Origin of the sequence: Agrobacterium sp. NPDC089420 (assembly GCF_044900305.1) — a bacterium.
GTDB lineage: Bacteria > Pseudomonadota > Alphaproteobacteria > Rhizobiales > Rhizobiaceae > Agrobacterium.
The window spans coordinates 19,282-28,335 of record NZ_JBJDMY010000030.1 but is presented as its reverse complement, the minus strand read 5'-3'; the positions used below and the strand labels follow the sequence as shown (position 1 = coordinate 28,335).

Sequence of the window (9,054 nt, the reverse complement as noted above, 5' to 3'; positions counted from 1 at the left end):
CGCCCATATCCACCACCGCACCTTCATCAACGGCAACCGCACCGTCGTCTTCCCGCCAAGCCCGGGAAGTTATGCTTCGGAACGGATGGGGTGAGAGAGGGCAACCAACGATTGCGGATGACCGCAGAATGGCTAAAGCCCGGCTGCCGCGCTGCCTACTTACCGCAGTTCCCGGCTGATGGCGGCATCATCGCTTCCCACGCGGCGGATATTCAGGGATGGATACAGGGCGCTCACCGCCTCGACATCCGCCTGCAATTCACTGATCATCCACTCCTTGACGTGGGCGACAATCGGCCGGACAGGTTTGGCGCGAAGCCGGATGAGATGGCAGCGCCGGCCCGTGATCATCAATTGGTCATTCGCCGGGACCAGCGCCCGTTTCCTTAGCCAATGGGCGATGACGTTCAGCCAGCCAAGCGCGACACCCTGGCCCAACAGGGCGGCCTGCACGACAATGGCATAGTCGGAAAAGATCATCGAATTCTGCGGATCGCTGCCGCTGGCCGGGGTGAACAGCTTCGACCAGTCGGGTTGCGCATCGCTCAGATTGATCGTCGTATCGGGCACGCGATCAATGTCGTTACCGGAAATCGCGTGGCTTTCACTATAGCCCGGACTGCAGATCGGCAGGAGGATTTCGGGCATGACGAAAGCCGCCTCGTGGTGCTTGTCAGGTCCATCAACGAAGCGCATGCCGAGATCGACGTCGTTGACCGGTCCGGAGAGGGCGCCCATCACGAGCTGGAAGCGCAGGTCGACGTTGGGAAATTCCTTTTTGAACTCCGCCATTTTCGGCATCATCCAATGGGTGGTGAAGCCGGTCGAGACGGAAAGAGAGACGGTCTCGATACCGGTCCGGCGATCTTCGATTTCCCGCAGGGCGCTTTCTATTCCCGCAAAACCCCGGGCAATCGCATCGAACAGAAGTTGCCCTGGCTCCGTCAGTGTTACGCCGCCGGGCTGCCGCAGAAACAGCGTGGTATCAAGATGTTCCTCAAGCCGCGACATCATGCGGCTCACCGCCGCAGGCGTCACGTTCAGCTCGTCTGCGGCCCTGGAGAAACTGCCGCAGCGCGCAGCCGCCTCGAAAGTAAAGAGGCCATTCATGGACGGCAGGGAACGGCGAAGGAATGTCATTACATTTTGTAACATCGACTAGATTTTTTTTCAATTGCGCATCCTCGTTTTGTTTGGTCTCTTTGCTGTCAACGAAGGCGAGAGACCTTCCATGCATTCAGGGGAACGTGACAGATTGGTTGCAGGCCGGCGCTCGGTGCTCTTGGCTGTAAATCTGCTCTTCGTTCTACAAAAACGTGCGGCCGCATTTCGGACTAACGCCGAAGATGCTGGTATTTTGTAGTGGAATCATATGGTTGAGCAGCAAAATAGGGAGCGTGTCGGCGTTTCCATCAAAGAGGCGATCAAGTGCTACGGAACGTTTCGCGCGCTGGACAATATCAGCCTGGACGTTGCTCCCGGGGAATTCATGTCCATTCTCGGGCCTTCCGGTTCGGGCAAGACCACGCTGCTGGGCATCTTGGGCGGCTTTGTGCAGCCGACATCCGGTTCAATCTGGCTGGGCCGTCGGGATATTACATTTGAACCGCCCCATAAGCGGGATATCGGTATCGTGTTCCAGAACTACGCGCTGTTTCCGCATATGAGTGTCGGCGAAAACATCACGTTTCCGTTAAGAGCGCGGCGGCTGCCGAAATCGAGCTGGCCGGAAAAACTCCGGTCTGCGCTCGAGATGGTCGAACTCACGGGTTACGAGAACCGGCGTATCCATGAATTGTCGGGCGGCCAGCGCCAACGGGTGGCGCTGGCCCGCGCGATGATCTTCGAGCCGGGCCTGATCCTGATGGATGAGCCGCTTTCCGCTCTCGACAAGCAGCTGCGGGAAACGATGCAGATTGAACTGAAGCGTCTGCACGGACGGCTCGGCGCAACAATCGTTTATGTCACGCATGATCAACGCGAAGCGCTGACGATGAGCGACCGCGTGGCGGTCATGCACAGCGGGCGCCTGGTGCAGGTCGATACGCCTGAGCGCCTGCATGACCGGCCGGCCAACGCCTTTGTCGCCCGTTTCATCGGTGAGGCGACGCTGCTTGCGGTTCAGCGCCATGGCGATAATGCGGTGCTGCTGGGCAACCGGCTGCTGAAGACGGCGCATCGCGTGCCGGAGGGCGACAAGCTGCATCTCGTGGTTCATGCCGAGAAGCTGGTAGTGGCGGATGGCAGCGACGCCGACGGCTGCAACAGGCTGATGGGCACCGTGACCGATACGCTCTATCAGGGCGAAAGCATAAGGGTTTTCGTCCGGCTGGAGAGCGGTGACGATCTGAGCTTCCGGCTTCCCAGCAATCATGCCGGCCGCGCGCTGATGAAATCGCCGGGTGAGGCCATCACGCTTTCCCTCCACCCCGAAGATACGGTGATCGTCCCCGAAGCGGGCTGACGCATGCCATTGAATGAATATTGTCAACAAGGATAAAGACGATGCAGCTTACGCAATTCAAGGTCATGACCTTCGACGTGGTCGGCACTTTGATCGATTTCGAAACGGGTGTGCTCAATGCGGTGCGCGCGCTTGGCGGTGAAAAGGCGGTCAGAGCGAGCGACGACGAAATCTTCGAGCCCTATAAGCGTGGCCGTGACAAATTTTATGGCCGTTCCTCCTTCGCCATGAAGGACGTTTACCTGTCGCTCGCCGGCGAACTCGGATTCAACAATGACGACGCTACGGCCGAAGCCTTTCAGCTTGCCGTGCTGCGCTGGCCTGCATTTGCGGATTCCGTCGAAGCGCTTGCCCGGCTGCGCAAGAATTTCCGTCTCGTGGCCATGACGAATGCCGACCGCACGGCTTTTTCCGCCTATTCCGATACGCTCGGCAATCCGTTTCATGACAGCGTCACCTGTGACGAGGCCGGTTGCGCCAAGCCCAATCCGCAGTTTTTCGCCTTCAACAAGGGCCGTCAGTCCGCCTTTGGTTTCAAGCAGTCGGAAATCCTGCACGTCGCCCAGAGCCAGCACCACGATATCGGCGTCGCCCGCGAACTCGGCTACACGACCTGCTGGATCGAACGTCGCCAGGGCCAGCATGGTTTCGGCGGCACTCCGGCTCCGAAAGTGGTGACCCGGCCCGATTTCCACTTCTCCTCGCTCAAGCAGCTGGCCGATGCGGTGGATGCGGAACTCGCAGCCGGCATCAAGACGGCGACGGCGGCCTGACAGAGAGAGCCGGACCGATGGCTGCACATCCTCCCTTTCCCGATATCCATTCCCTCTGGCAGGAGACGGCTTCAAGCCGTCCTGCCTTCGATCGGCTCTCGGGCGATCAGCGGTTCGATGTCGCAATCATCGGCGGTGGCTATACGGGCCTTTCCACGGCGCGTTACCTCGCCCGCCGCGGCCTTTCTCCGGTGGTGCTGGAAGCGAGCCAGATCGGCTGGGGCGCAAGCGGGCGCAATGGCGGTGTCGTGTCGGGCAAGTTCAGGCTGTCCTTCTCGGACATCGCCACCCGTTACGGGCTGGAGACGGCGCGACGCATGCATGATCTCGGTATCGAGGCCATCGATCATGTCGGCGAACTGGTGGAAGACTACGCGATTGCCGCCGCCGACTATCGCCCCACCGGTTCGCTGCGCTGTGCCCATAACCAGCTGTCGCTCGATGGTCTGGTGAAAGAAGTCGAGTGGTTGCGCGGATCGCTCGGCGATGACGCATGCACCATTCTCTCGGCTGAAGAAATGCAGGCGGAGACGGGCTCACGCGATTTCGTCGGCGGCATGCTCAATAGCCATGGCGGCGTCATTCATCCGCTGAATTTCGTTCTGGGGATGGCGGCGGGGCTGAGCGCCGCAGGTATTGCGATCCACGAGAGGACGCCGGTAACGGCGCTCAGGCGTGATCATGCCGGCATCCTTCTCGAAACGCCTGGCGGTGTCGTCTCGGCTGGCCAGGTCGTGATCGCGACCAATTCCTATTCCGACCTGACGGCCGCTACCTCGGCAGTCCGGAAATCCATTATTCCCTTCCGCTCGGCGATGATCGCGACCGAACCGCTGGCCGGCAAACCCGGCGAAGCCCTTCTGTCGCAAGGGCGCAGTTATACCGAGACGCGACGCATGATGCGCTGGTTCCGCAAGGCCGGTGACCGCCTGATGTATGGCGGGCGCGGCGCCTTCGGCAAGGCGGATTCGGAGAGCGCTTTCGCGGCGCTCCACAAGGCCATGGTGCGGCAGTTTCCGGAGCTTGCATCGGTATCGGTCACCCATCGCTGGTCCGGTCTCGTTGCGATGACGATGGACAGCATTCCCCATCTTGGCCGATTGGACGACCGGGTCGTTTATGCCGTCGGTTATAATGGCACCGGTGTGGCGATGGCTTCCAATATGGGCCGTTACGTTGCCGCCATGATCGCGGGGGAAAGACCCGATCTTGGGTTATTGACCGCCGAGCCGCTCAAACCCGTGCCCTTTTATCCCATCAGGGAGCCAGCCGTCCGGCTCGTCGCCGGCTGGTATCAGTTCCTCGATGCAATCGGGCGTTAAGACCCGACAGTCGCATGCCAACAGGGGCGACAGCGCCTCGCCATAAAAGAGGAGAACGACGAATGAAATACAGATTTTCCATGCTCGTGCTTTCCGCATCCGCCGCCGTCTTTTCGGCCGGCATGGCTTCGGCGGAACAGGTCACCTTCGTGTCGCAGGGCGGCGCCTATCAGGAGGCGCAGACCAAGGCGATCCTCGATCCGGTCGCCAAACTGCTCGGTATCACCGTCAATCAGGACAGCGCCCCCGATGCCTGGCCGGTCATCAAGACCCAGTCCGCATCCGGAAAGATCGTCTGGGACGTCATTGATACGCCGGCTAAGGATTGCATACGCGGCGGCGAACAGGGCATGATCGAAAAACTCGACTTTTCCAAGATACCCAATGCCGAAAAGATGCCGGCCGAATATAAGAGCCCCTATTCGGTCGCTTATGAATTCTATTCGAGCGTGCTTGCCTACAACAAGGACAAGTTCGGCAGCAATCCTCCCAAAAGCTGGGCGGATTTCTGGGATGTGAAGAAATTTCCGGGCACACGGGCGCTGCGCAATCATCCGCTCGCGACACTGGAGGCGGCGCTGCTCGCCGATGGCGTCCCGGCGGACAAGCTCTACCCGCTCGATGTCGACCGGGCCTTCAAGAAACTTGAGGAGATCAAGCCTTATGTGACGGTGTGGTGGACCTCGGGTGCGCAGTCGGCGCAACTGCTGGCCGACGGTGAAGTCGACATGGAAATGGCCTGGAACGGCCGCGTTGCTGCGGTGGTGAAGGAAGGCGCGCCGATCGGCTATTCGTTCAACGAAGGTTTCCTTCAATATACGTCGCTGTGCATTCTCAAGGGCGCACCCAACCTTGAAACGGCGGTCAAGTTCGTCAATGCGGCGCTGACCCCTGAAATCCAGGCGAATTTCCCGGCTTATATCGATTACGGTCCGGGCAATCCGGAAGCTTACAAGACCGGCAAGATATCGCCGGAACGCGCCGCCGAAATGCCGAGTTCGCCGAACAATGCGGCCCTTCAGGTGCTGGTATCGGATGAGTGGTGGAGTTCGCCAGCTGGCGAGGAGGCGCAAAAGCGCTGGGCGCAATTCATCCAGCAATAATCATCGGCCTGTGGAGGGTCACTGATGGCACGGTCAAAACGAAATCCTTCGGAACTGCATGAGCGGCGCGAACAAAGGCTTATGCTGATGCTGCTGGCGCCGGCTCTCATTGTCGTCGTCGTTTTGCTGGTTCTGCCGCTGCTGTGGCTGGGCTGGCAGTCGATCCGGCAGGATGGCGGCTTCACGCTCGCTCACTATCAGCGGTTCCTGACGGATTCCGTTTACTGGATGACCTTCCTTCAGACCTTCCGCATCGCGGCGGCCGTCACGCTGATGACTGTCCTCCTCGGTTATCCCGTCGCCTATGTGGCGGCGGGCCTGCCGCAGCGCTGGAGCGTGCTGGTTCTGGCCATGGTTCTCCTGCCTTTCTGGACGTCCGTTCTGGTGCGGGCCTATGCCTGGCTTATCCTGCTCCAGCGCAACGGCATCATCAATTCGGCGCTGACGGGCTCGGGCCTGATCGACGCACCGCTTCGGCTGGTCAACAATGAATTCGGCACGGTCATGGCGACGATCCACATCCTGCTGCCCTTCATGGTGCTACCGCTTTATGCGACCATGAAGAAAATTCCCGCGGAGCTGACCATGGCGGGCGCCAGCCTCGGCGGGTCTCCCATGCATGTCTTCTGGCGCGTTTTCCTGCCGCTGTCGTTGCCGGGCATGATCGCCGGCATGGTGCTGGTCTTCGTGCTGACGCTTGGTTTTTATATCACGCCGGAATTGCTGGGCGGCGGGCGCACCTACATGGTGTCCATGCTCGTTTCGCGCAATATCGAAGTTTATAACGAATGGGGCGCGGCCTCGTCGATCAGCGTCGTCCTGATGGTCTGCGTTTTTATCGTCTTCCGGCTGGCAAGCCTGATCATTCCGTTCGAACGCATCATGGGAACGAGGTGACGCATGAGCCTGCCGAAAATCCTTCTCTACGGTTTTGTCGCCCTTGTTCTGGCCTGGCTGATGATCCCGATCCTGATCATTCTGCCGATGTCCTTTTCCGGCGCGCGTTTCCTCGCTTTCCCGCCGCCATCCTGGTCGCTGCGCTGGTACGAGGCCTATCTCGGCAGCGCCGCCTGGATGCAGGCGACCCGGGTGAGCCTGATTGTCGCCGTCTCCAGCGCCATCGTTGCCACCATTCTCGGGACGGCGGCGGCCTATGCGCTCAACCTCACGCAGTCGCGGCTGGTGCGCAGCCTGCAGGCGCTGCTGCTTCTGCCGCTGATCGTGCCGATCGTCATCACCGCCGTCGGTGTCTTCCTGGTTTACGCGCAGGTCGGGCTTCTTGCTTCGCTCACCGGGTTGATCCTGGCCAATGTGATGCTGGGGCTGCCCTATGTCGTCACATCCGTCCTTGTCGGGCTGCGCAAATTCGATCACACGCAGGAGATGGTGTCGCGAAGTCTCGGCATGAACCGCTGGCGCACCTTCTTCATCGTCACCCTGCCGCAAATCCGGCCGAGCGTCATTTCCGGCCTGCTCTTCGCCTTCATCTCCGCCATTGATGAAACCGTGGTCTCGCTTTTCATTTCCGGCGGTGAATACCAGACGCTCACCAAGCGCATGTTTACCGCGCTGCGCGACGAGATCGACCCGACCATCGCCTCGATCAGCTCCCTGCTGACGGCGATTTCGTTCATCCTGCTGATGCTGGCGGCGATCAACGCCCGCAACACCGAACATTCGCAGGGTCGGGCGACATGATTGTCGATCACCTGATCCTCGGCGGCGGATCGGCGGGTTGCGTGCTGGCCGCCCGCCTCTCCGCAGATCCCCTGCGCAAGGTCGTCCTGGTCGAGGCCGGGCGTAATATTTCGGCTGACGATATTCCCGATGAGGTGCGCAGCCGCTATCCCGGTCGCGCCTATCTCGATACGCGCAACATATGGTCGCAATTGACCGCGCTGATGGGCGATAGTCGTTCCAATGCCGTGCTCCGCTCCTCGCGTCGTTACGAGCAGGCGCGGCTCCTGGGCGGCGGCTCGGCAATCAATGCGCTGATGGCCAATCGTGGTGCTCCCGCCGATTATGCCGAGTGGCAGGCGCTGGGTGCGGAAGGCTGGGGCTGGGACGATTGCCTGCCGTATTTCCGGAAGATCGAAGCCGACAGGGATTTTGACGGCCCCCTGCACGGCGCAGACGGGCCGCTGACGGTCCGGAGAATATCCGACGAGCGGATTTCACCTTTCGTGGACCGTGTCATGAAGACGCTCGACCGGCGCGGCCATCGAATAAGGCCCGATCAGAACGGGCCTTGGGAAAATGGTGTCTTTCGCGGCGCCATCGCCGTCAGCGACGGCGGCGAGCGACTGCCGACCTCGCTCGCCTATCTCACGCCGCAGGTGCGCAAACGCCCCAACCTCAGGATTATCACCGAAAGCGTGGTGGACCGCGTCCTGTTCGACGGCCGCCGCGCCGCAGGGGCAAGATTGGCGGGTGCGACTGGGGAGACGATCCATGCGGCGGAAGTGATCGTCTGCGCCGGCGCCATACACACGCCCGCTTTGCTGATGCGTTCCGGCATCGGCTCCGCCCGTGATCTTGCCGCCATGGGAGGGGAGGTCGTGTCCGCCCTTGGCGGCGTCGGCGGCAATCTCATGGAGCATCCGTCCATCGCCGTTGCCGCTTATCTGCCGCCGCGGATGCGGGTGCGCGACCGGGCTGAACATCACGAACAGGCGATCTGGCGTTTCTCCTCCGGTCTTGCCGGTGCTCCGCCGGGCGACATGCATGCGGCCATCCTGTCGCGATCCGGCTGGCATTCCATCGGTCTGCGTCTCGGCAGCCTGTTCTTCTGGGTCAACAAGTCCTATTCCCGCGGTTTCGTAAAGCTCGCCTCGCTCGATCCCCATATCGAACCGGACGTCGATTTCAGGATGTTGAGCGACGAACGTGATCTTGCGCGGCTCAAACAGGCGTTGCGCATGGGCGCGGAGGCCCTCTCCGATCCGTTCATGGCGGGACATTGTGGCACGCCCTTTCCGTCGAGCTATTCGCCGCGTGTGGCGAAAGTGGCGGTCCCCGGAACCCGCAACGCGTTGCAGCGCGGTGTCCTATCGGGTCTGCTGGATATGGCAGGACCGTTGCGCCCGGCGCTGGTGCATACGGCGATAACGCTTGGCACGACCATGCGGGGGTTGCTCGAAGACGATGACGCATTGACGGAATTCGTCCGCCGGCATGTGGGCGGCACTTGGCATCCCTCCGGAACATGCCGCATGGGATCGGCGGACGATCCCATGGCGGTGGCATCACCGACAGGCCGCGTTTACGGTGTCGAAGGATTGAGGATCTGCGATGCATCGCTGATGCCGTCGATCCCCTGCGCCAACACCAACATTCCCACGATCATGATCGCCGAGCGGATCGCTGATTTCATTCTGCGCGGACGCTGAAGC

At 61.0% G+C, this 9,054-nt stretch carries 8 protein-coding genes and 1 pseudogene; 8 read left to right on the top strand and 1 reads right to left on the bottom strand.

What is annotated here, in order from left to right:
• Nucleotides 1–94: pseudogene (gene purU, locus ACI2KA_RS25400) on the top strand (formyltetrahydrofolate deformylase); the annotation flags it as partial.
• 65 nt (nucleotides 95–159) lie between these two features.
• Here purU and ACI2KA_RS25395 read toward each other — a convergent pair.
• The gene (locus ACI2KA_RS25395) at nucleotides 160–1,140 is read right to left on the bottom strand and encodes a LysR family transcriptional regulator (RefSeq protein WP_404505218.1); all 981 of its coding nucleotides are present in this window, start codon (nucleotides 1,138–1,140) and stop codon (nucleotides 160–162) included.
• A 232-nt stretch (nucleotides 1,141–1,372) separates the two neighbouring features.
• On the opposite strand from ACI2KA_RS25395, the gene ACI2KA_RS25390 reads away from it, so the two are divergent.
• The 7 genes from ACI2KA_RS25390 (at nucleotide 1,373) to ACI2KA_RS25360 (ending at nucleotide 9,051) form a co-directional block, all read left to right on the top strand.
• Complete coding sequence (locus ACI2KA_RS25390) at nucleotides 1,373–2,464, top strand: ABC transporter ATP-binding protein (protein WP_404505217.1); 1,092 nt, start codon at nucleotides 1,373–1,375, stop codon at nucleotides 2,462–2,464.
• Between the two features lie 41 nt (nucleotides 2,465–2,505).
• Nucleotides 2,506–3,237: an HAD-IA family hydrolase gene (locus ACI2KA_RS25385; RefSeq protein ID WP_404505216.1), complete on the top strand. Its 732-nt coding sequence runs from the start codon at nucleotides 2,506–2,508 to the stop codon at nucleotides 3,235–3,237.
• A gap of 17 nt (nucleotides 3,238–3,254) precedes the next feature.
• Nucleotides 3,255–4,559, top strand: coding sequence for an NAD(P)/FAD-dependent oxidoreductase (locus ACI2KA_RS25380; protein ID WP_404505215.1), 1,305 nt, complete (start codon nucleotides 3,255–3,257; stop codon nucleotides 4,557–4,559).
• A gap of 62 nt (nucleotides 4,560–4,621) precedes the next feature.
• The gene (locus ACI2KA_RS25375; RefSeq protein ID WP_404505214.1) at nucleotides 4,622–5,662 is read left to right on the top strand and encodes an ABC transporter substrate-binding protein; all 1,041 of its coding nucleotides are present in this window, start codon (nucleotides 4,622–4,624) and stop codon (nucleotides 5,660–5,662) included.
• Nucleotides 5,663–5,686: 24 nt separating this feature from the next.
• The gene (locus ACI2KA_RS25370; RefSeq protein ID WP_404505213.1) at nucleotides 5,687–6,559 is read left to right on the top strand and encodes an ABC transporter permease; all 873 of its coding nucleotides are present in this window, start codon (nucleotides 5,687–5,689) and stop codon (nucleotides 6,557–6,559) included.
• Between the two features lie 3 nt (nucleotides 6,560–6,562).
• Entirely contained in the window at nucleotides 6,563–7,360 is a 798-nt protein-coding gene (locus tag ACI2KA_RS25365) for an ABC transporter permease (protein WP_404505212.1), read from the top strand.
• Nucleotides 7,357–9,051: a GMC family oxidoreductase gene (locus tag ACI2KA_RS25360; protein WP_404505211.1), complete on the top strand. Its 1,695-nt coding sequence runs from the start codon at nucleotides 7,357–7,359 to the stop codon at nucleotides 9,049–9,051. Before ACI2KA_RS25365 ends, ACI2KA_RS25360 begins: the two co-directional genes overlap by 4 nt.
• Nucleotides 9,052–9,054: the final 3 nt, after the last annotated feature.